Source organism: Arthrobacter sp. TJ-58, assembly GCF_058269295.1.
This window is the reverse complement of the sequence record NZ_JBZCNM010000002.1, coordinates 260830-282302: the sequence shown is the minus strand read 5'-3', so window position 1 is coordinate 282302 and position 21473 is coordinate 260830. Positions and strand designations below refer to the sequence as shown.

Sequence of the window (21473 nt, the reverse complement as noted above, 5' to 3'; positions counted from 1 at the left end):
TCCCCGGGAAAGCAGCTTACGTGCGGGTGCGTTGGTCCACTTTGCCGCCGTTGCGCACTGTGAAGGTCAGAAGGAAGGCGACGGCGGCGAAGGCCGCCAGCAGCATCAGCCCCACAAAGTAGCTGCGGTCGGCTGGATCATAGGTGGCGCCCATGACCAGCGGCGGGAAATAGCCGCCCAGTCCGCCGGCGGCCGCGATGATCCCGCCCACGGTGCCCACGTCCTGTGCCGGAGCTGCGCGGCCCACCCAGGCAAACACGCCGCCGGTGCCCAGCCCCAGGAACAGGGCCATCAAAATGAACGCCGTGCCGTACACGCGTTCCTCTTCCGGCCGCAGCGCCACGACGACGGCGAGGACCACGGTTCCGGCCAGCGAGGTCAGGGTGACCAGCTTTGGGCCCACCTTGTCCGCAATCGTTCCACCGATCGGACGGGCGATCACGGCGGCCACGGCGAAGCCGGCGGTGCGTGTTCCGGCCGCGGTGGCGTCGTAGTCGTAAACGTTGCCCAGATAGGTGGGCAGGTAGTTGGAGAACGCCACGAACGCACCGAACACCACTCCGTAGAGGAAGCACAGCTGCCAGGTCACGCGCAGGGTGAAGGCGTGGGTGATCTTCGGCAGCACCGGTTCGGTGGGCGCGGACCACGCCGGTGACTCGCGCAGGATCAGCCAGCTCAGCACCGCCATGACCGCCACGACGACGGCGATGGTGATGTGGGTGCCCATGTAGCCGACGGCGGTGACCAGCCGCGGGGTGAAGAAAGCTGAGACTGCCGTGCCCACCATGCCGGCCCCGAAGACGCCGGTGGCGAATCCCTTCCGGTTGCGCTCGTACCAGGCCGAGCAGAACGGAATGCCGATGGCGAACACTGTGCCGGCAATGCCCAGGAAGAACGCAATCACCACCAGGAACGGGAAGTTCCCCATTTGTCCCACGATCCCGGTGAGCAGTACCAGGGGCGCGGTGATGCCCAGAATGACGGTGAACATGACCCGTCCGCCGAACCGGTCGGTCAGGGCACCCACGGGGATGCGTGCCACGGACCCCACCAGGATGGGCATGGCCACCAGAATGGAGGTCTGGCCGGCTCCCAAATCCATGTCCGCGGCATACCGGCTGGAAAGCGGACCGATAATCGTCCAGGCCCAAAACCCCACCGTGGACGCCACCGTGGCAACAATGAGGTTCTTCAGCTGCCCGGATTTCAGGTTGACGGCGGGCGCCGGGAACTGCGCTGAAGCTGGCATGGCAAACTCCTCTCGCTCCGGGCTGGTGCCGGGATGTCAGTCGCGGGTTACTCCCGGGCGGTTGCGGTCCGGGGTGCCCACCGGAGCCCAGCCCCGCCGCGGAGCAGCAGCTCCGGGAACGGGCCGCCGGCCACGGGAGCGGTACACGATGTACGGGCGGAACAGGTACTGCAGCGGAGCGGTGAAGGCATGGACCAACCGGGTGAACGGCCAGAGGGCAAACAGTGCCAGGCCCCACAGGGTATGGATCTTGAAGGAGAGGGATGCGCCGGTCATCGCGGCGATGTCCGGCTGGAAGATGAAGATGGAGCGGAACCACGGGGCCACGGTGTCCCGGTAGTTCACGATTCCGGCATCAAAGACGGAGAAGACGGTGGTGGCCAGGCCGGCAAGGATGGCGGCAAGCAGGAAGATGTACATCACCTTGTCATTGCGGGTGGTGGCCATGAAGACCGGGCCGGTGGTCCGCCGCCGGTAGATCAGGAGCACAATCCCCACGAGCGTGGCGAACCCGGCGATGGATCCCACGCTCAGGGCAAAGAAATGGTACCGGTCCTCATTGATCCCGATGTCGTCCATCCAGTTCTTCGGGATGACCAGCCCCACGAAGTGGCCCACGATGACCGCGAGGATGCCGAAGTGGAACAGCGGAGAGGCCACCCGCAGCAGCCGGGATTCGTACAGCTGGGAGGAACGGGTGGTCCACCCAAACTGGTCATACCGGTAGCGCCAAATTGATCCCAGAATCAGCACGGCCAGCACCACATAGGGCAGCACGCCCCAGAGCATCACATCCCCCAGACCCACCTGCACATCGGCGGGCGGGGGTACGTCCGCACGTATCATGGCGCGTTCCTTTCATGCACCGGCAACAGCCGGGAGCTGTACGGTTCCAGCCCCACGGTTTCCGTGGGCGGCCCGTAGCCGGCGGTCTGCATCACCGTTTGCCGGTCCTCGGGAGAGACTCCGGGCAGGGTCGAGCACACCAGCGCCAGGGCGCCGGCGTAGGCCAGGCCGTCGTCGCGCAGCGCGAGCCGGAGCAGTTCCAGCGAGGGCCTGTAGCGCTGCAGCAGTTCATAGCCGTCAGCCGGGGAAACTTTGGCTGCAAATTCCAGCACCAGCGGCAGGTAATCCGGCAGCTCGCTGCCCTCCGGCAGCGCTCCGTGCGCCCGGTAAACCTCCTTGAAGGCTGCGAGTGCCTCGCCCCTGCGGCGGGTGTCGCCGTCTGTCCAGTAGGTCAGGTGCAGGCTGTGCCGCTTGGACAGGTCAAATTCCTGCACGTACTCCGCCTGCACCTGAGGCAGCGGTTCGGTGGTCAGCCAGGACAACAGTTCCTGGACCGGCCCGGCATCTGCACCGGCCTCGGCGAGCGCCCCCCGCATGGACGGCACCAGGTCCACCAGTTCCTGGTCCGGATATTCCAGCAGCAGGCCGCAAACCTGCCGGACGACGGCGCTGCGCCGGGGGTTGCTGTCCTTGTACGGTTCCGGCTCGACGGTTCCCTTGCCGGGCTTGCCGAGCAGTTTCTCCAGCAGGCTCACCTGCCACCTCCCTGCTGGTCAGGTCCGTCGCCCTCGGCCTGGTCATAACCGGCGCCGATGCCGCTGTCGGACTGGGTACCGCCGGTGGTTCCAGGCACGCCACGGTTCCCGTCAGCCGGAAACAGCCCCCTGGGTGCACCCCGCCCGTCCCAGTTCAACAGGTTGACCCGGCCGCCCAAATCACCGTTGCCGGTGGGATCGTCCCCGCGCTGGCGGGCCTGCAGGGCGGCGAAGTTTTCCACCGCCACCGGCATCGGCCGCCCGGAGGCCTCACCGAAGACACCCGTCTGGCCCATTCCCGGACCGCCTTCGCCATCCAGCGAGCAGCCGATTTCCTCCAGGTTGTGGGCATCCTCCAGATGGGCGCTGGGGATGACGTACCGCTCCTCGTACTTGGCGATGGCCATCAGGCGGTACATAGCCACGATCTGTTCCCCGGTCATTCCGACGTCGGAGGCAATCTGTTCATCGGGGGCATCGCCGAGGGTGATGTTCCGCATGTAGGCACGCATGGCGGCGAGCTTTCGGAGCACGCCGGTGACCAGGTCCGTGTCTCCGGCGGTGAACAGTTCGGCCAGGTACTCCACGGGGATCCGAAGCGCATCGATGGCGCCGAAGAGATTGTCCGCGCTCTCGCCGTCGTGCCCCTGTTCCTTCAGCACATCCACAATCGGGGACAGCGGCGGTACGTACCAGACCATCGGCATGGTCCGGTATTCGGGGTGCAGCGGCAGCGCCACCCGGAAGACCTTGGCCATCGCGTAGACCGGCGAGCGCCGTGCGGCCTCCAGCCAGTCCTCGGGGATGCCCTCGGCCCGCGCTGCGGCGATGACTTCCGGGTCATTGGGATCCATCATCAGATCCAGCTGGGCCTCGTAGAGGTCCTTTTCATCCGGAACGGACGCCGCCGCGGTCACCCGGTCGGCGTCGTACAGGAAGATGCCGATGTAGCGCAGCCGGCCCACGCAGGTCTCGGCGCAGACGGTGGGCAGGCCCACTTCGATGCGCGGATAGCAGAAGGTGCACTTCTCCGCCTTGCCGGAGCGGTGGTTGAAGTACATCTTCTTGTACGGGCAGCCGGTGATGCACTGCCGCCAGCCGCGGCAGCGGTCCTGGTCCACCAGGACAATCCCGTCCTCTTCACGCTTGTAGATGGCGCCGGAGGGGCAGGAGGCCATGCAGGAGGGGTTGAGGCAGTGCTCGCAGATCCGCGGCAGATAGAACATGAAGGTGGAGTCGAATTCCAGCTTCACCTTCTCCTCCGCCTCGCGGCGCATCTTTTCCAGCACCGGATCGCTGAGCTCGGTGCGTGCCGAGCCGCCCAGGTCATCATCCCAATTGGCGGACCACTGGATCTTCATATCTTCACCGGTGATCAGCGACTTCGGCTTCGCCACCGGAAAGTCATTGCCGGCCGGAGCGTTGATGAGGTTCTCGTAGTCGTAGGTCCACGGCTCGTAGTAGTCGTCCAGCTCCGGCTGCACCGGGCTGGCGAAAATACCGAACAGCTTGGCCAGCCGGCCGCCGGCCTTCAGCTTCAGCTTGCCGCGGCTGTTCAGCTCCCAGCCGCCCTTCCACTTCTCCTGGTCCTCGTAGCGGCGCGGATAGCCCTGCCCGGGCCTGGTTTCCACGTTGTTGAACCAGACGTATTCGGTTCCCGCCCGGTTGGTCCATGCCTGTTTGCAGGTCACGGAGCAGGTGTGGCAGCCAATGCACTTGTCCAGTGCCATCACCATTGCTGTTTGGGCCATGATTCGCATCAGTACGCCACCTCCTGGGAACGCTTGCGGACAACGGAGACAATGTCGCGCTGGTTGCCGGTGGGCCCAAGGTAGTTGAAGGCCCAGGAGAGCTGCGCGTAGCCGCCGATCATGTGCGTGGGTTTGACCAGGATCCGGGTCACCGAGTTGTGGATGCCGCCGCGCCGGCCGGTCGCTTCGGACTTGGGCACGTCGATGATGCGCTCCTGGGCGTGGTGGACGTAAATGACCCCTGCCGGCATCCGGCTGGACACAATGGCCCGGCCCACCAGGACCCCGTTGTTGGAGATGCACTCCACCCAGTCATTGTCATTGACTTCAATCAGTGCAGCGTCCTGCGTACTCATCCACACGGCCGTTCCGCCGCGGGAGAGCGAGAGCATCAGCAGGTTGTCCTGGTATTCGGAGTGGATGGACCATTTGTTGTGGGGGGTCAGGTAACGCACCGCCACCGACAGGTCGCCGCGGGTCCCCAGCTGCGGTTCCCCGAAGAGCCGGTGCATGTCCAGCGGCGGCCGGTAGATGGGCAGGGCTTCGCCCATGTCCTGCATCCAGTCGTGGTCCAGGAAGAAGTGCATCCGGCCGGTGAGTGTGTGGAAGGGCTTGAGCCGTTCAATGTTGATGGTGAAGGGAGCGTAGCGCCTCCCGCCGGTTTCAGAACCGGACCATTCCGGGGAGGTGATGACCGGGGTGGGGCGGTCCTGGGTGTCACGGAAAGTGATTTTCCGGTCCTCGGCGCCCTCGGCCAGGTCCGCCAGCGGGGTGCCGGTCCGCTTCTCCAAGGTCCGGAAACCCTGCACCGCCAGTTCCCCGTTGGTGGTTCCGGAGAGCCGCAGGATGGCCTCGGCCATCCGCGCATCCGTATCCACGGCCGGGCGGCCCGCCGCGGCGCCCCGGTCATACACCCCGTGCATCCGGGCCAGCTCCTGGACCGGCTTGGTGACGTCATACTTCACGAACTTGGTGACCAGGCCCAGCTTGTCCGCCAGCGGCCCGACAGCCACGAACTTCTGCGCAATGGCCGTGTAGTCCCGCTCCACCACTTTAAGGTCGGGCAGGTTCTTGCCCGGAATCGCCGGGATGTCGGTGCCCTTCCAGTCCGGGGCGTGGCCGCCGGGCTGGGCAATTTCACCCGGGGTGTCATGCGTCAGGGCCGTGGCCACCAGGTCCTTCCGGACGCCCAGGTGGGTCACGGACTGGCGGGAGACTTCCTCGGCCAGCAGCCGGAAAAGATCGTAATCCGTCTTCGCTTCCCACGGCGGTGCAATGGCGGGCGTGAACGCATGCACATACGGGTGCATGTCCGTGGAGGAGAGATCGTATTTTTCGTACCAGGTGGCGGCCGGGAACACGACGTCGGAGAGCAGAGTGGAACTGGTCATCCGGAAGTCGGCGGACACCAGCAGGTCCAGCTTTCCCTGCGGTGCTTTTTCGTGCCAGACAACGTCGGCGGGCCGGGATTCGCCGTGGTCCTTCCCCATCACGTTGTTCAAAGTGCCCAGCAGATGCTTCTGGAAATACTCCTCCCCCTTGGCCGAGGAACCCAGCAGGTTGGAACGCCACAGAACCAGGGTCCGCGGCCAGTTCTCCGGCGCATCAACGTCCTCCACGGCAAACCGCAGCCGGCCGTCCTTGAGCCGCCGGGCCGCCCAGGACGCTTCATCGGCTGCCTCGCCGCGGGCCACGCCGGCTGCTGCCTCATCGGCCACGTCCAGCGAGTTCTTGGCGTCAAACTGGGGATAGAACGGCATCCAGCCCATCCGGGTGGACTTCGCGATGACGTCGGCCGTGTGCATGCCGCGCAGGTGGCCCGAGGCCAGCGGCGACTGCATCGAATCAGAGGAGTAGCCGTCGGAACGGAACTGGTCGGTGTGCATGTACCAAAAGGCGGTGCCGATCATGAACCGGGGAGGCCGGTTCCAGTCTCCGGCCGAAGCCATTGCGGCCCAGCCGGTGATCGGCCGGCACTTTTCCTGGCCCACATAGTGGGCCCAGCCGCCGCCGTTGCGGCCCTCGCAGCCGGTGAGCATGAGCATCGCCAGGATCGCCCGGTAGGTAACGTCCCCGTGGTACCACTGGCAGATTCCGGCGCCGAGGATGATCATGGACCGGCCCTTGGACTTTTCAGCGTTGGCCGAGAACTCACGGGCGGTGCGGATGACCGCTTCCGGGGACACATTGGTGACTTCCTCCTGCCAGGCAGGAGTGTAGGGGGTTTCCGCGTCGTCATATCCGACTGCCCACTCCCCCGGCAGTCCGTCCCGGCCCACCCCGTACTGGGCGAGCATCAGGTCAAAGACCGTGGTCACCGTTCGTCCGGCGACGGTGGTCACCGGTACGCCGCGGCGCATCACGGAGCCCACGCCGCTGGGATCAGTAAAGGCCGGAAGGTCCACCCGGCTGGTTTCCCCCTGCCAGGAGGAAGCGTCAGCGATGGACAGTGCCGGAACCACGCCCTGCAGGTCCAGGTTCCATTTCCCGGCGTCTCCGTCGTTGTAGCGGAAGCCCACGGAACCGTTGGGCACCACGGGGGTACCGGCGTCGCGGTCCAGCAGCACCGTCTTGAAGGCGGCGTCTGCGGCTCCGGACTCACGCCCGCCGAGGTCCGCGGCGGTGAGGAACTTGCCCGGAACCACCGTTCCGTCGGTGCGGGTGTCCACGGAGACCAGGAACGGGAGGTCGGTGAACTGGCGGACATAGTCCTCGAAGAACGGAACCCTGCGGTCCACGAAGTTTTCCTTGAGGATCACGTGGCCCATGGCCATGGCGAGCGCACCGTCGGATCCGGCCTGGGCGGGGAGCCACTCGTCCGCGAACTTGGTGTTGTCCGCGTAGTCGGGGCTGACCGACACCACCTTTGTCCCGCGGTAGCGCCCCTCCACCATCCAGTGCGCGTCCGGGGTGCGGGTGACCGGGATGTTGGAGCCCCACATCATCAGGTAGGTGGCATCCCACCAGTCCCCGGATTCGGGCACATCGGTCTGGTCCCCGAAAACCTGCGGGCTGGCCACCGGCAGGTCCGCGTACCAGTCGTAGAAGCTGTTCATCACCCCGCCGATGAGGTTGATGAACCGCGCACCGGCAGCGTGGGACACCATGGACATGGCCGGAATGGGAGAGAAGCCGGTGCAGCGGTCCGGACCGTAGTTCTTGATGGTGGCCACGTGTGCCGCGGCGGTCATCTCCAGCGCCTCGGCCCAGCTGGAGCGGACCAGCCCGCCCTTGCCGCGGGCCTGCTGATAGGTGCGGCGGCCTTCGGGATCCCCGACCACCCGTTCCCAGGCCAGCACCGGGTCCCCCGTTTCACGCTTCGCCGCCCGGTACATCTCCAGGAGCACGCCGCGGATATAGGGATAACGCACCCGGGTGGGTGAATAGGTGTACCAGGAGAATGCGGCACCGCGCGGGCAGCCGCGGGGTTCATACTCCGGCCGGTCCGGGCCCACCGTCGGATAGTCCGTCTCCTGGGCCTCCCACGTGATGATGCCGTCCTTGACATACACCTTCCAGGAGCAGGAGCCGGTGCAGTTCACGCCATGGGTGGACCGGACCACTTTGTCGTGGCTCCAGCGGTTGCGGTAGAAGGAATCGCCCTTCCGCCCGCCTTCCCGGAACACGGCGCGGCCGTCGTCGGTCTCATCCCAGCGGGTGAAAAACCTGCCGAGTTTGAGCATTGCCTCTGTTGCCGGGCCATCGATCCCCGGAGCGGTGCCAGCCATGAATTCACGCTAGGCCCCGAGCCGGTATTCCCGACAGCCCCCAGCGCCAAATACCCGCGGCGGGCCGCAGACCGGCCGCCGGAACAAGGCCGGGCACGCGTCTTCGCCGCTCCGCGGGAGCCCCGCGCACCCGGTTTGGGCCGGAACGATAAACTCAGAAGTGTGAGCACAGAACTTCCAGAACAGGTGTCCGATATTTTCGACCCGCAGCAGTGGCGTCTCGTCTCCGGGTTCGAGGACCTGCAGGACATGACCTACCACCGCCAGGTGGAGCGCGCGGCCGACGGCGGCATCATCCGGGATCTGCCGACGGTGCGTATTGCCTTCAACCGGCCTGAGGTACGCAATGCCTTCCGTCCGGGCACCGTGGACGAGCTGTACCGGGCCATGGACCACGCCAGGATGACCCCCGACGTCGCCACCGTCCTGCTCACCGGAAACGGCCCCTCCCCCAAGGACGGCGGGCATTCCTTCTGCTCCGGCGGCGACCAGCGGATCCGCGGCCGTGACGGCTACCGGTACGCCGAGGGGGAAACCCGGGAAACCATTGACCCGGCCCGCGCCGGCCGGCTGCACATCCTGGAAGTCCAGCGGCTGATGCGCACCATGCCCAAGGTGGTCATCGCTGTTGTTAACGGCTGGGCCGCCGGCGGCGGGCACAGCCTGCACGTGGTCGCGGACCTCACCATCGCCTCGCGCCAGCACGGCAAGTTCAAGCAGACCGACGCCACCGTGGGCAGCTTCGACGCCGGATACGGCTCCGCACTGCTGGCCCGCCAGATCGGCCAGAAGAAGGCGCGGGAAATTTTCTTCCTGGCCCGCGAGTACTCGGCCGAAGACATGGTGGCCATGGGCGCGGTGAACGAAGCCGTGGATCACGAGAATCTGGAAAAGGTGGCCCTGGAATACGCTGCGGACATTGCCCGGCAGTCCCCGCAGGCCATCCGCATGCTCAAGTTCGCGTTCAACCTGGCCGATGACGGCCTGGCCGGACAGCAGGTCTTCGCCGGAGAGGCCACCCGCCTGGCCTACATGACGGACGAGGCGGTGGAGGGCAAGGAAGCCTTCCTTGAGAAACGCGACCCCGACTGGTCCTCCTTCCCCTACTACTTCTAGGCCGCCGACCATGGAATTGCTGACCGTCCACACTCCCGCCGGATTCAAAGCCGAGACGCTGCTGGCTCCGCTGGCCGCCGCCCTCGCCGGCGAAGGTCCGGCAGTTGCCCCGCACGCGGACCCGCTGCAGACGTTTACCGGCGAGCTGCCCAATGATGACATTGCCCTGGTGATCAGCACCTCCGGGTCCACCGGGACGCCCAAGCAGACCATGCTCAGCACCGATGCCCTCGCGGCGTCCTCCATGGCCACGGCCATGGCGCTGCAGGCGGACGGCCAGTGGCTGATGGCCCTGCCGGCACACTACATTGCCGGAGTTCAGGTCCTGATCCGGTCGCTGTATGCCGGCACCCAGCCCGTCTTCATGGACACCTCCGGGTCCTTCAGCGCCGCCCGCTTCACGCAGGCCGCAGCTGAGATGACGGACCGCAACCGGTTCACCTCCCTGGTTCCCACCCAGCTGCACCGGCTGCTGACCAACCCCGAACCGGAAACCCTGCGCGTGCTGCGCCGCTTCAACGCGATCCTGCTTGGCGGAGCACCGGCCGGCGCCGGCCTGCTGGCCAATGCGGCCGCACTGGGCCTGAATATTGTCACCACATACGGCATGAGTGAGACCTGCGGCGGCTGCGTGTACGACGGCGTTCCGCTGCCGGGCGTGGATGTGACGGTGGAATCCGGCGTCCTGTGGATTGCCGGGGATGTCCTTGCCGAAGGTTACATGGGCCAGCCGGAACTGACCGCCGAGCGCTTCCGTTTCAACTCCGGAAAGCGCTGGTACCGGACCGATGACGCCGGCAGCGTGCAGGACGGCCGGGTCAGTGTCTCCGGACGGCTGGATGACGTTATTGTCAGCGGCGGCATCAAGATTTCCGCCGCAGCCGTGGGAGCCGCGATCGAGCAGCTGCCCGAAGTTTCCGAAGCTGTGGTCCTGGGCCTGGACAGCCCGGAGTGGGGCAGCCTGGTGGGCGCCGCCGTCGTCGGCTCCATTGATCCTGAAAAGGTCAAAGACGCGGTCCGCGCGGCGCTGGGAAAGCCCGCCGTCCCCAAGGTGGTTCTGCTGCTGGAAGCCCTGCCGCTGCTGCCCAACGGCAAAACGGACCGGGTGGGGATCCGGCAGCTGCTGGCCGCCGCCGGGCACACGCACCCCTGAACCCACCGCGGCACCTTGCGCCGCGGATCACATCACCCACGAACCATCACTAGAACAAGAGGACGTTGATTGTGGCTACAGCCGCGCAATGGTTAGAAGGAGCCCGCCCCCGCACCCTGCCCATGGCGGTGGCGCCGGTCATTATCGGCACGGCGGCAGCCTATGACCTGGGTTCCTTTAAACCCCTGAACGCCGTGCTTGCCGCGCTGGTGGCCGTCCTGCTGCAGGTGGGCGTGAACTACGCCAACGACTATTCGGACGGCATCCGCGGAACGGACGACAACCGGGTGGGCCCGCTGCGGCTCACGGGTTCCGGAGCGGCGCCTGCCCAGCAGGTCAAGCGCGCTGCCTTTGCCTGTTTCGGCGCTGCCATGGTGGCCGGGCTGGTGCTGGTGATCCTCTCCTCCGCCTGGTTCCTGATCCTGGTGGGAGTGGGCTGCGTCGCCGCGGCCTGGGGGTACACGGGAGGCCGCAACCCCTACGGCTACAAGGGTCTGGGCGACATTTTCGTGTTTGTGTTCTTCGGTTTGGTGGCCACTCTGGGGACCACCTACACCCAGGCCGGCGAGATCAGCGCACCCGCCGTGATCGGCGCCGTCGGCACCGGCCTGATTGCCACGGCCCTGCTCATGGCCAACAACGTGCGGGACATCCCCACCGACCGCGAGGTGGGAAAGCGGACGCTGGCCGTGCGGCTCGGCGATGAAGCGGCCCGCATCAGTTACGTCATGATGCTGGCCGTCGCCATTCTCCTGCCGCTGTTCCTCACGGCGGATTACCCCTGGATACTGCTGGTGCTGCTGCTGATCCCGGCGTGCCTCATGCCCAGCTGGCTGATGCTCAGGGGAAAGGAACGCCGGAGCCTGATCCCGGTGCTGAAGCAGACCGGGCTGATCAACCTGGGCTTCGCTGCGTTGTACAGCCTCGGGCTGGTGCTGACCCGCCTGCTCGCCTAGGGCCGGACCCCGCCTAGGGCTGAACGCCGGGAGTCCAGTTACCGGGGCGCTCTTGCTGAGCAGCCTCGATTGAGGTCCTTTTACTGTTCGTCGCGGGGGCGGCGGTCGGAGTTGATCTGCACCTCGGGGTTGGAATCCAAAAGGCTGTCTTCGGCGCTGGCGTCTTCGCGTTCCACCCGGTTGGGGGTCCGCGGCGCCCCGCCGCGGAAGCGGTTCTGCACGGTGCGGGCTGCCTCATCGCGCATATCGCGGAAGAACAGGTACGTTACGCACCAGGCGAGCACGGCGCCGACGATGGCCGAGAGGACAAGGCCCAGTCCCAACCAGACGCATGCTGCAAAAAAGACGGCCACCAAACCAAGGCGGAGAGCGGTAAATTTCCAGAAAGCCACACGCTCATTCTAGTGGCTGTTCCTCCTCCGGGCGTCTGCTCGTGTTCCTCCACACCCCGTCCGACCCGCCCGGCACCAAACCCGAGGCCGCACGGGGGCCGCACTCCACTACAATTGGGGCATGCCTCGCCTCGTGCTTTTCGGTGTAATCATTGTCGCCGCCGTCATTATTTACGCCATCATCGACTGCATCATGTCGCGGGCGCAGGAGGTGCGGAGCATCTCCAAGATCGCCTGGCTCTTCACGATCGTGCTGCTTCCGGTCCTGGGTGCTCTCCTGTGGTTCCTTTTCGGACGCCCGATGAGCGGCCCGGAACCCAAGAACCGGAAGCCCCGGCATCCCACCGCACCCGATGATGATCCGGAGTTCCTCCGCAACCTGGCCATCCGTCGCCGCCAGCAGGAGAAGGAAGCCGAGCTGAAGCGCCGCGAGGCCGAGCTGCGTGAGCGCGAAAAGCAGTCCGGGAACAAGAAGAACGACGACGAAAAGCCCAGCGCCTGACAGCGTCCGGCTCTCACCATCACGCCCGTCTCCGGAATTCCGGAGGCGGGTTTTTGCTGTCCGCCGCTGTGGCTGTGCAGCGGACCGCCGTCGAGTGAGGCGACGATGCCGTCATGCGCGCGTCTAAGCGGCATCACCCCGACACTCGATGACCCAATGCCGCCGGAAACAGCAAAGCCCGCTCCCGGAGAACCGGGAGCGGGCTTTGCAGGGGCTGAGCAGCCGTGCAGGTGCTAGACGCCGGAGTAGCTGTGCAGGCCGGCGAAGAAGACGTTGACGATCGTGAAGTTGAAGACCACGCACAGGTAGCCGACGATGGACAGCCAGGCGGCACGGGTTCCGGTCCAGCCTCGGGTTGCACGGGCGTGCAGGTATCCGGCGTAGACCACCCAGATGACGAAGGTCCAGACTTCCTTGGTGTCCCAGCCCCAGTACCGGCCCCAGGCCTGTTCGGCCCAGACTGAACCGGCCATCAGGGTGAACGTCCATAGCACGAAGGCCACGGCATTGATGCGGTAGGCGAAGTTTTCCAGGCTCTGGGCGGACGGAACGATCCGCAGGAAGGACAGCTTGGAGGTTCCGCCGCTGCGGATCTTGGTTTCGCGGTCCGCCTGCAGCAGCTGCAGCACGGACATGGCGAAGGTGAGCGTGAAGAGTGCGGAGGCGATGACGGCTACTGATACGTGAATGATGAGCCAGTAGCTCTGCAGTGCGGGGATCAGGTGCGCCACCGGGGTCGGGAAGCCGATGGTGGCCACCATCATCATGATCAGGACCAGGCCCAGCACAAAGGTGCCGAGGAAGCGCAGGTCGCGGCGCAGCAGGACCACGAGGAAGACGACGGCGACAACGAGGGCGCCGGTGGTGCAGAACTCGTACATGTTGCCCCACGGAACGCGGTGGGCGGCCATTCCGCGGGAGATCACTGCTGCGGCGTGGATCAGGGCGCCGAGCACCGTCAGGGCCACGCCCACGCGTGCAGCGTTGCGGCGTGCTCCGACGTAGCCCATGGAGGCATCGGCAGTCTGCGCCACCGCTCCGCCGTCGGCGTTCCAGCCGCGGACGTTGCCGTCCGCCAAGTAGCTGTCATCGCCTGCACGGCTGTCGCTTCCGGCGCGGCCCGAACGGACCGATGCGCCGGCGGCAACGCCTGCGGGCACTCCGGATTTGTGCTGCGTGAGCTTGGACTCGACCGCTTGGATGGTCTTGCTGCTCTTGGCGAGGTCCCATGCGAAGGCGAGGAACGCCACCGTATAGGCGAACGCCGCCAGCAGCATGAACAGCTCACTGTATTCAGCGAGGGTGTAGTCGATGGGCATTACGAGTCCTTACCTGTTTCCTTCTCCGTAACGGCACTGCTGTCCGCCGCTGATGCTCCGGGCACTGCGTCCCGGTCTGTGTGCTGCTGTCCGGACTCCGGAGCAGAGGCTTCCCCTGCGCCATTGTCCTCCACCGTGCTGCCGCCCGCCAACCACTGCTTCTCCAGCAGGCTGCGGACCGCCGCGGCCTCGCCGGCCAGGCGCTGATCTTCACCGCGTGCCAGCAGTCCGTATTCGACCATGATGCGTCCGTCAGCGTGCGTGCCGGTGCGGATCCAGACGCGGCGGCGGGCCAGGAACAGTGAGGCCGCCAGCCCTGAGAGGGAAAGCACGGCGAAGACGAGAACCCAGATCTTGGCGGGGTCATAGTGGATATCCAACGCGGCGTAACGCTTGATGCCGTCAAAGGTGATCGAGCCCTTGCCCTCGGGCAGCTCGTAGGTCTGGTTCTCACCGAGGACGATGCCGCCGGCGTCCAGGTTGCGGCTGTTGATCTCCGTGAGGTCTTCGGTGTCCAGGACGTAGACGTTGCTGGGCACGCCTTCGTCCAGTCCGAGGTCTCCGTAGTAGGCGTTCAGGTTCAGCTGCGGATTGATCGGATCCGGATCGCCGGAGTAGGACACTCCCTCCTCGTCCAGCATTGCCGTGGGCAGGAAGAAGCCCACAAAACCGAGCTGGTCGGGCTTGGCATCCGGAGCCTTGATCACCATCAGGGAGGTGTACATGCCGTCACTGGGAATCGACACCACCGGGCCCTGCAGCGCAATGTTGCCTTCGCCGTCGCGCACCGTGACCACGGGCGCGTAACCGTTGCCGACGAGGTAGACGCGGCTGCCGCCGATGGTCAGCGGCGAGTTCACCTTGAGCGTTTCCGAATGTTCGGCGGCATCAGGGCTCTCCTTGACCGTCATGGAAGCGGTGAAGTCCAGCGGCTGCCCGTAGTGGGTGGTGGATTCACGGTCAAACGTGGCGTCGAAATCGTCCAGCGTCAGCGAGTAGGGGGCCAGCTGATCCTCGCTGAAGCTGGTGCCGGGGGTGAACGAGTCGTAGCCCACCAGGGTGTTGACGAACGACTCCCCCTCCACCACCACCTTCTGGCCGGTGTAACCAAAGAGTCCGCCGACGCCGATCGAGAACAGCACTCCGATCAGGGCGGTGTGGAAGACCAGGTTTCCGACTTCCTTCGCGAAGCCGCGCTCGGCGCCCACGGAGGGACGGTCGGTGTCCAGGTCGCGGACATCCACCCGGTACCCGCGCTTGCGCAGCATCTGCGCCGCCTCCTGGACGGCGGAAGCGGCGGTCAGCCCGGACGCCGCCGGAACGGCCAGCGTGCCGTATTCCGGCAGGCGGGAGAGGCGTTTGGGGGTGCGCGGCGGCTTGGACCGCATGGCGCGGTAGTGCGCCCGGGCCCGCGGAATGACGCAGCCGATCAGGGAAATGAACAACAGGAGGTAGATGGCCGAGAACCAGACGGAGGAGTACACGTCAAAGAGCTGCAGCCGGTCCAGCCAGGGGCCGGTGTCCGGGTTGTCCTTGAGGTACTGGGTCACGACGGCGGGGTTGGCCGGCCGCTGCGGGAACAGTGATCCCGGCACGGCAGCCACGGCAAGCAGCAGGAGCAGGAACAGCGCGGTCCGCATGCTCGTAAGCTGCGTCCATGCCCACCGGATCATGCCCAGCGGGCCGAGGGCCGGCATCTGGACGTCACCGTTGCGGCTCTTGCGGCCCTTCTTCCCGGGCACGCCGGAGGTACTCGCGCCGTTTTTCTCGGCTTCGGTCAAAACATCCGGTTCGCGGTTCAACTTGCTCTCATGGTTCTTTGAAGGGGTTCGTGCGGGATACAGGGTTCAGCCGGTTCCCGGTTGGATAGCCGGGAACCGCCGGTGCATCAGATTGGCAGGGTCACACTATCCAACCAACCTTGGAGATTGTTGATCCAGATGTTCCACACACCCGTGAGCATCAGGACGCCCAGGACAATCAGCATGCCGCCGCCAAAGCGCTGCAGTGCCAGACGGTGCCGGCGGAAGATGCCCAGGGCACCCATCCCCCGGCGGAATCCCAGGGCTATCAGCAGGAACGGAAGGCCCAGGCCGAGGCAGTAAATGAAGGTCAGGAACGCGCCCTTGGCGGCGGTGGCGTCATCCCCGGAAAAGGACAGGAGCTGCACGGCGGAGAGGGTGGGTCCGAGGCAGGGCGCCCATCCCAGTCCAAAGGTAATGCCCAGCAGGGGTGCGCCCCAGAGTCCGGCCGGCGGACGGGCGCTGATTTTCCGGTCCCGCTGGAACCAGCTCAGGCCGCCCATGAAGACGATGCCCAGGATGATGATGGCTGCACCCAGAACCTGGGGAATCCAGGCCTGGTCAGAGCCGCGGAGCCATCCGCCCAGCTGGCCGACGCCGGCTCCGATAATGACGAAGACCACGGAGAAACCGAGGACAAAAAGGCCGATTCCGGCCAGCATCCGTCCGCGGCGCTGTTTTTGCAGGTCCACTCCGGTCAGGCCGGTGACGTAGCCCAGATAGCCCGGGACGAGCGGCAGGACGCACGGGGAGAGGAAGGAAACGAGGCCCGCCAGGGCAGCCACGGGGATGGCCAGCAGCATGGAGCCGTTGAGGATGGTTTCGGCAAAGACATTGGCTGAGGGAACAGCGGCAGGCAGGGCGGTGGCGAGGTGGAGGGGGACCATGCCGGCTAGGCTGCCAGTGCGTCAGTGATAAGTGCCTTCAGGGTGCCCTTGTCCGCCAACCCCAGGATGCGGGCGGCGACGCGGCCCTCACGGTCCAGGACCAGCGTGGTGGGAACGGCCGACGGCGGGACGAACTGCGTCATGGCCAGCAGGATTCCGCCGTCCTTGTCCTGGAAGCTGGGGTAGGGAATCCCGAACGAGCGCTCAAAAGCCTCGGCCGTATTGGCTTCGTCCCGGATGTTGACGCCGTAGAAGCGGGCACCTTCAGGCTCAAACTGGTCGTGCAGTTCCACGAGGTCCGGAGCTTCCTTGCGGCACGGTGCGCAGGCGGCGTACCAGAAGTTCAAAACCACCACGTCGCCTTCAAACTCGGACGAAGAGACGGTGGTGCCGTCAAACAGGGTGCCCTCGAGCTGTACCGGTTCACCGCGCTGATCAGCGGCGTACTCGGTGACGGATCCGTCACCGGCAATGTAGTTCTTGTTGTCGCCTGCTTTAGCCTGTGCTGCCAGCGGATCCTCCACCGCGCAGCCTGCTGATGCCGCCACCAGGGATGCACTGAGAGCCAAGCCGGCGCCGAGCTTCAGGAAGGATCGGCGGCGCAAGGCTTCCGGCTGGGGGGTGCTTTGAGGATTCTTCAACTATTTCCAGCTTTCATCGTGGCAGGGGGCCACTTCTACAACGCGTAGTAATTCTATTATGCTCCCGGGATATTCGCGGCACCCGGCAGAAGGTCCGCAGAAGGCTCCGCATAACGCACGCCGATCAGCGTATCGCCGTCGAAGTCCAGGGTGGTGACCGAAGTCAGCGTGCACTCGCGGTTGCGGGGATCATGCCAGAGCTTCCGGCCCTCCGCGGACAGCCGCGTCACCCAGATGGGCAGCTGATGGCTGACGAGAATGGCTTCGGCGCGGTTCCCGCCCAGCTCGGTGGCGCGTATGCGTGCGTCGTTGACGGCTGCCATCACCCGTTCTGCCTGCGCCGCATAGGGTTCGCCCCAGGACGGCTTGAACGGGTTGTACATCAGCGGCCAGTAACGCGGGTTGCGCAGCCGGCTGGTGACACCCGAGAGCCCCTCGAACTTGTTCGTGGCCTCCAGGATCCGCTCATCGGTGGTGACTTCGAGGCCCAGGGAGGCGGCAATGGGAGCAGCGGTCTCCTGTGCCCGGGTCAGAGGCGAGGCCACGAGGTGGACCAGGTTGGCGCCGTCGTTCTTCTGGGCTTCAAAGTAACCGGCCACGCGGCGGGCCATTTGCTGGCCCAGCTCTGACAGGTGGAACTCCGGCAGGCGTCCGTAGAGGACTCCGTCGGGATTGAAGACTTCTCCATGGCGGACGAGGTGGATCGAGGCACGCGACATGTCCTAAGTTTCGCAGAGAGCGGGCGCAGGATTAAATCTGCCAAATACTTGAAGCTTGAACTTTTATGTGCGAGAGTAAATGCAAATGCATGAACATGCAGCGGGCAGCGTCCCGAAACCCACCAGCATTAGGAGCACACCATGATCCCCAGCGGACTCACCACCGGCACTTGGACCCTCGACGGCTCGCACAGCGAGATCGGTTTCACTGTCCGCCACGCCGGCATCAGCAAGGTGCGCGGCAGCTTTGACGACGTAACCGCTGTGATGGAAATCGGTCCGTCCCTGGAGGAATCGGCCATCAACGCCGTCATCCAGTCCGCCTCCTTCAACTCCAACGACGCCAACCGCGACGGCCACGTCAAGGGAGCGGACTTCTTCGACGTCGAGCAGTTCCCCCAGCTGACCTTCACCGTGACCGGCATCGAAGGTTCCGGTGAAACCTACCGGGTAGCCGGCGATCTCACGATCAAGGGCAACACCCGCCCGGTGGTCCTGGACACCGAATTCAACGGCGTGGCCGTGGACCCCTTCGGCGCCACCCGCGCCGGCTTCTCCGGTTCCACCGTCATCAGCCGCAAGGACTTCGGCCTGACCTGGAATGCCGCCCTGGAAACCGGCGGCGTCCTCGTCGGCGACAAGGTGACCATCAGCGTTGACGCCGCATTTGTGGCCGCAGCCTAGTTCCACCGCCGCCTCAACCGCCGCACAACTGACACTCCGCCCACACCGGGCGGGGTGTCAGTTGTTTTTGCCCCGCGATAGGCTGGAGCAATCCGATTGCGGTTCCCTGATCGGCACCCCGTAGGGAGCAGTACCTGCACCAACAAGCAAGTAGGCGGCAATGAGCACTCCTCCGAATAACCCGGACCCCCGTGACCCGACCAACCCGCAGCAGCCCGATGCCGACGAACCACGGTACGGACAGCGGCTGCCGCAGCCGCCCCGGTACGGGCAGCCCGACCAGCCGTACACACCGTACGGGCAGCCCGGCTCCGCCCCTGAGGGCAGCCAGCCCACGTCCCCCTACGGCCAGCCGTACGGCCAGCCCTACGGCCAGCAGCCGCAGAGCCCCTACGGCTATCAGGCCGCCCAGCCCTCCGGATACGCCTACCCGGGACCGGGCAACCCGGCTCCCGCCAAAGGGCCGGCACCCCGTGAAGTGATGACCGGGTTCTGGCTGATCGTGGCCGCAGGAATCCTCACGTTCATCTCCACCCTCGTCTCCACGTTTTCCGCAGCGGATGACCCGCTGGCCGCGCTCACGCCGGAAGAACGGCAGATGTTCGAGGACAACGGCGTCACGGATGAGCTGTTCCGCACTACGTTTGTCACGGCCGGCATTATCCTTTCCGTGATTGCGCTGCTGATCTACGTCCTTCTGGCTGTGCTCATCCGCAAGGGCAAAAACTGGGCACGTATTGTCGCCACCGTCTTTGCCGCGATTTCCGCCCTCGGCCTGCTGGCTTCGCTGGTGACGGGACTCGCATTTTCCTCACCCCTGAACCTGTTGTCCACCCTGAGCTCGCTGGCCGGAATTGCCGGAGTGGTGATGCTGTATCTGATGCCCTCGCGGCCGTATTTCCGCAGCCAGCCGCGCTTCGGCCCCTACTACTAAATCCGCCTCCGCGGCACCCACGGACCGGCCCCGCATCCTGGAATCCCCCGGATTCCAGCGGGCCGGTCCTTTTTTCTGCCTTTGCCCTGCCCTTACCGGCCGGCACTGGTCACAGCCGGTGGATACGGGCGTAGCGTTTGATCTCCCGCCGGGATGGACGCCCCGTTCCGGCGCTGAGAGCGTATCCCTTTTGGCAAAGGCGGCACCCGCGATGAGTTCACTTCCCGCTTCCCCGAATCCACAAAAATCCCGTGCATTCCGTCTTGGCCGCCGGGCCCGCAGTGCCCTGGCCACCGGCTTCCGCACCCCCGCCACTCTTCATGAGGACACCGCGGACGGAACCCGCACCACACCCGCTGCTGCTGTCAGTCCGGCGGCTTCGCCCGCGAAGCCGGCACCGGAACCAGAGGCACCGCTGAACGTCGAGGAAAGGTCAGTGCCGTTCGCGGTCCCGGCCTCCGTGGCGATCCCTGCGGCACCTGGTTCCTCCCCTGCCCCTGCCCTGCCCGCACGGATCCCCTACAGCGAGTGGAAGGGTCCGCGGCCGCGGACGGTGCGTCTGGGCTTTGCACTGATGATGCTGGCAGGCTTCATCAGTCTCGCCGGCGGGGTGGCTGCCAGCCGCCGTCCCCTCACCGAGCTGCCGCCGGACGCCGCGCAGCTGGGGCAGCTGGGGGTCACAGCCGCCGAATACTCCGCTGCCATGCAGGCTGTCACCCTTGCCGCCTCCCTGGTGGCCTTTGGACTCTATGTGCTCTTCGCATTCATGATTCGGGAAGGACGGAACTGGGCGCGCATCGGAGCCTCGGTGATTGCCGCCGCGGCACTGGTTCTGGCGCTGCGCGAGGACAACATGCCGCAGACTGCCGCGTTGCTCCTGGCAGCCGCGGGGCTTGTGCCGCTCTACCGGCACCGGTGTTCCCGGTACTTCCGGCCGCGCCGCAGCCAGTATCTGGGCGAGACCTGAACCAGGACGGACCGACGACGGCGCCGTAACGACGACAGTGCTTACGGCGCCATCCGGGCCCGGGCCTGGGCCGCGATGTCCGAAACCTGGGACCGCTGTGCGTGATAGGCCAGAATCTGGAGTTCGGTTGCCATATCCACCTTGCGCACCTGGACGTGGTCCGGAACCTGCAGCACTACTGGGGCGAAGCTCAGGATGCTGGTGATACCCGCGGCAATGACCCGGTCACACAGGTCCTGGGCCACCTCGGCGGGAACCGACAGGACAACCATGTTGGTCCGGGTCCGCACCAGCACATTGTCCATGTCATCCACGGAACTGACCCGGAGCCAGCCGACTTCCTGCCCGATCACCAGCTGGTCGGCGTCAAACAGGGCCACCACTTCAAAGCCGCGGGAACCAAACCCCGGGTACCCGGCCAGTGCCCTGCCCAGGTTTCCGGCACCGATGATGGCCACCCGCCAGTTGCGGGTCAGGCCCAGGGCAGCGGCAATCTGTTCGCTGAGGTAGGAGACGTCATATCCGACTCCGCGTGTGCCGTAGGACCCCAGATAGGACAGGTCCTTGCGCAGCTTGGGCGAGTTGACCCCAGCCGCTTCAGCCAGTTCATCCGACGACACACGCTCGATGCCGTCCGCCAGCAGGACGCTCAGTGCCCGCAGATAAATTGTCAGGCGGGCGAGCGAGGCAGGTGGGATGCGCCGGTCGGCTACTGCGCTCGCCGGCGGGGCTGGTTCCTCCGAGATGCTCACGTGTACCTATCCATAGTTGGTGTCCACGGCTGGCGGTAACCACGGCGCTGGCCCGTTTTCCCACTCTAAGCCCGCTGCGGGGTGTGGACAAAGCGTCCCGGATCAGGCTCCCAGGAGGCGCCGGATCCTGGACTCGTCAAGCTGCCAGAAGTCGCGCTGCACGCCGTCGATCAAGAGCACGGGAATCTCTTCACCGAAGCGGGAGGTCAGGTCGGTGTCCCCTTCGATGGACTGTTCACGCCAGCCCACGCCCAGGTCAGCGCGGATCCGTTCCAGCACTGCGCGGGCTTCCGCGCACAGGTGGCAGCCGGGCCGGGTGAGCAGGAGGAGGTCCGGGGCAGCGGCGGAAGAGGTCATACATCTAAACTAGCCGCTGCGTC

At 65.8% G+C, this 21473-nt stretch carries 20 protein-coding genes; 7 read left to right on the top strand and 13 right to left on the bottom strand.

The genetic code is table 11. The annotated features are described in order from the left end of the window. Positions 1 to 16 precede the first annotated feature (16 nt). Genes AC4D2W_RS07470 through AC4D2W_RS07450 form a run of 5 tightly spaced genes read right to left on the bottom strand, consistent with a single transcriptional unit; the run spans position 17 to position 8269 of the window. On the bottom strand, positions 17 to 1249 hold the full coding sequence (locus AC4D2W_RS07470) for an MFS transporter (protein WP_490926291.1): 1233 nt from the start codon (positions 1247 to 1249) through the stop codon (positions 17 to 19). A 36-nt stretch (positions 1250 to 1285) separates the two neighbouring features. Then, positions 1286 to 2095: a respiratory nitrate reductase subunit gamma gene (gene narI, locus AC4D2W_RS07465; RefSeq protein ID WP_490926290.1), complete on the bottom strand. Its 810-nt coding sequence runs from the start codon at positions 2093 to 2095 to the stop codon at positions 1286 to 1288. After that, positions 2092 to 2790, bottom strand: coding sequence for a nitrate reductase molybdenum cofactor assembly chaperone (narJ, locus tag AC4D2W_RS07460; protein WP_490926289.1), 699 nt, complete (start codon positions 2788 to 2790; stop codon positions 2092 to 2094). Before narJ ends, narI begins: the two co-directional genes overlap by 4 nt. Beyond that, a complete protein-coding gene (gene narH / locus AC4D2W_RS07455; protein ID WP_490926288.1) occupies positions 2787 to 4550 on the bottom strand; it encodes a nitrate reductase subunit beta in 1764 nt (587 codons plus the stop codon). Before narH ends, narJ begins: the two co-directional genes overlap by 4 nt. Then, positions 4550 to 8269: a nitrate reductase subunit alpha gene (locus AC4D2W_RS07450; RefSeq protein WP_490926287.1), complete on the bottom strand. Its 3720-nt coding sequence runs from the start codon at positions 8267 to 8269 to the stop codon at positions 4550 to 4552. Before AC4D2W_RS07450 ends, narH begins: the two co-directional genes overlap by 1 nt. A gap of 162 nt (positions 8270 to 8431) precedes the next feature. Here AC4D2W_RS07450 and AC4D2W_RS07445 point away from each other — a divergent pair, with 162 nt between their 5' ends. The 3 genes from AC4D2W_RS07445 to AC4D2W_RS07435 all read left to right on the top strand — a co-directional run bounded on the left by AC4D2W_RS07445 (position 8432) and on the right by AC4D2W_RS07435 (position 11494). Next, positions 8432 to 9385 (top strand): 1,4-dihydroxy-2-naphthoyl-CoA synthase, encoded by a 954-nt coding sequence (locus AC4D2W_RS07445; protein ID WP_490926286.1) that lies wholly within the window; start codon positions 8432 to 8434, stop codon positions 9383 to 9385. Positions 9386 to 9395: 10 nt separating this feature from the next. After that, on the top strand, positions 9396 to 10538 hold the full coding sequence (locus AC4D2W_RS07440) for an AMP-binding protein (RefSeq protein WP_490926285.1): 1143 nt from the start codon (positions 9396 to 9398) through the stop codon (positions 10536 to 10538). 71 nt (positions 10539 to 10609) lie between these two features. Then, the gene (locus tag AC4D2W_RS07435) at positions 10610 to 11494 is read left to right on the top strand and encodes a 1,4-dihydroxy-2-naphthoate polyprenyltransferase (RefSeq protein ID WP_490926284.1); all 885 of its coding nucleotides are present in this window, start codon (positions 10610 to 10612) and stop codon (positions 11492 to 11494) included. Positions 11495 to 11574: 80 nt separating this feature from the next. On the opposite strand, the gene AC4D2W_RS07430 is transcribed toward AC4D2W_RS07435, so the two are convergent. Continuing rightward, positions 11575 to 11886: a DUF4229 domain-containing protein gene (locus AC4D2W_RS07430; protein ID WP_490926283.1), complete on the bottom strand. Its 312-nt coding sequence runs from the start codon at positions 11884 to 11886 to the stop codon at positions 11575 to 11577. A 121-nt stretch (positions 11887 to 12007) separates the two neighbouring features. On the opposite strand from AC4D2W_RS07430, the gene AC4D2W_RS07425 reads away from it, so the two are divergent. Then, positions 12008 to 12388, top strand: a complete 381-nt coding sequence (locus AC4D2W_RS07425) for a PLD nuclease N-terminal domain-containing protein (RefSeq protein WP_490926282.1) — start codon at positions 12008 to 12010, stop codon at positions 12386 to 12388. A 233-nt stretch (positions 12389 to 12621) separates the two neighbouring features. Here AC4D2W_RS07425 and ccsB read toward each other — a convergent pair whose 3' ends face one another. The 5 genes from ccsB to AC4D2W_RS07400 form a co-directional block, all read right to left on the bottom strand. After that, a complete protein-coding gene (gene ccsB / locus AC4D2W_RS07420; protein WP_490926281.1) occupies positions 12622 to 13707 on the bottom strand; it encodes a c-type cytochrome biogenesis protein CcsB in 1086 nt (361 codons plus the stop codon). After that, positions 13707 to 15404: a cytochrome c biogenesis protein ResB gene (resB, locus tag AC4D2W_RS07415; protein WP_490926813.1), complete on the bottom strand. Its 1698-nt coding sequence runs from the start codon at positions 15402 to 15404 to the stop codon at positions 13707 to 13709. The genes ccsB and resB overlap by 1 nt, the downstream gene beginning before the upstream one ends. A 191-nt stretch (positions 15405 to 15595) precedes the next feature. Continuing rightward, entirely contained in the window at positions 15596 to 16396 is an 801-nt protein-coding gene (locus AC4D2W_RS07410; RefSeq protein ID WP_490926280.1) for a cytochrome c biogenesis CcdA family protein, read from the bottom strand. A 5-nt stretch (positions 16397 to 16401) separates the two neighbouring features. Next, positions 16402 to 17037, bottom strand: a complete 636-nt coding sequence (locus AC4D2W_RS07405; protein WP_490926279.1) for a TlpA family protein disulfide reductase — start codon at positions 17035 to 17037, stop codon at positions 16402 to 16404. 56 nt (positions 17038 to 17093) lie between these two features. Beyond that, positions 17094 to 17756 carry a histidine phosphatase family protein gene (locus AC4D2W_RS07400; RefSeq protein ID WP_490926278.1) on the bottom strand — a complete coding sequence of 221 codons (663 nt, stop codon included), beginning with the start codon at positions 17754 to 17756 and terminating at the stop codon, positions 17094 to 17096. A gap of 141 nt (positions 17757 to 17897) precedes the next feature. On the opposite strand from AC4D2W_RS07400, the gene AC4D2W_RS07395 reads away from it, so the two are divergent. The 3 genes from AC4D2W_RS07395 to AC4D2W_RS07385 all read left to right on the top strand — a co-directional run bounded on the left by AC4D2W_RS07395 (position 17898) and on the right by AC4D2W_RS07385 (position 20341). Next, positions 17898 to 18440: a YceI family protein gene (locus AC4D2W_RS07395; RefSeq protein WP_490926277.1), complete on the top strand. Its 543-nt coding sequence runs from the start codon at positions 17898 to 17900 to the stop codon at positions 18438 to 18440. A gap of 160 nt (positions 18441 to 18600) precedes the next feature. Further along, positions 18601 to 19374, top strand: coding sequence for a hypothetical protein (locus AC4D2W_RS07390; RefSeq protein WP_490926276.1), 774 nt, complete (start codon positions 18601 to 18603; stop codon positions 19372 to 19374). 211 nt (positions 19375 to 19585) lie between these two features. Beyond that, positions 19586 to 20341 carry a hypothetical protein gene (locus tag AC4D2W_RS07385; protein WP_490926275.1) on the top strand — a complete coding sequence of 252 codons (756 nt, stop codon included), beginning with the start codon at positions 19586 to 19588 and terminating at the stop codon, positions 20339 to 20341. A 41-nt stretch (positions 20342 to 20382) separates the two neighbouring features. On the opposite strand, the gene AC4D2W_RS07380 is transcribed toward AC4D2W_RS07385, so the two are convergent. Further along, a complete protein-coding gene (locus tag AC4D2W_RS07380) occupies positions 20383 to 21093 on the bottom strand; it encodes a redox-sensing transcriptional repressor Rex (protein ID WP_490926274.1) in 711 nt (236 codons plus the stop codon). Between the two features lie 102 nt (positions 21094 to 21195). After that, positions 21196 to 21450 (bottom strand): glutaredoxin family protein, encoded by a 255-nt coding sequence (locus tag AC4D2W_RS07375; protein ID WP_490926273.1) that lies wholly within the window; start codon positions 21448 to 21450, stop codon positions 21196 to 21198. Between the last annotated feature and the right edge of the window lie 23 nt (positions 21451 to 21473).